This is a genomic window from Bartonella sp. CL63NXGY (genome assembly GCF_042194905.1).
Taxonomy (GTDB): domain Bacteria; phylum Pseudomonadota; class Alphaproteobacteria; order Rhizobiales; family Rhizobiaceae; genus Bartonella.
The window spans coordinates 338-611 of the sequence record NZ_JBHINK010000131.1; the positions used below are offsets into that span (position 1 = coordinate 338).

The 274-nt window shown below is 48.5% G+C and carries 1 protein-coding gene; it reads left to right on the forward strand.

Annotated elements, in window-relative coordinates; translation table 11 throughout:
- The coding region (locus tag ACFIK0_RS09695; protein ID WP_375663960.1) for an HAD family hydrolase at positions 1–274 on the forward strand (274 nt) is incomplete at both ends.

Below are 274 nucleotides of genomic sequence, written 5' to 3' on the forward strand. Positions count from 1 at the left end.
AGTTGACGATTGGTCAAAGCAAGGTAAGCGCGTGATTGCCCTTGGTTATCAACCAGTGAGCGGTGAATCCATCACCGAATTGGATCACGATCACCTTTATCAAGGAATCCACCTCCTTGGTTTGGCAGCTCTTCTGGATGCACCGCGGGAAGAAGTGATCGTAGCATTGAAGAAGATGAATCAAGCCGGTGTGCACGTCAAGATGATTACTGGTGATGACCCTCAAACCGCCAGAGCGATTGGTCAACAATTAGGTTTGACTGACGGACCTATT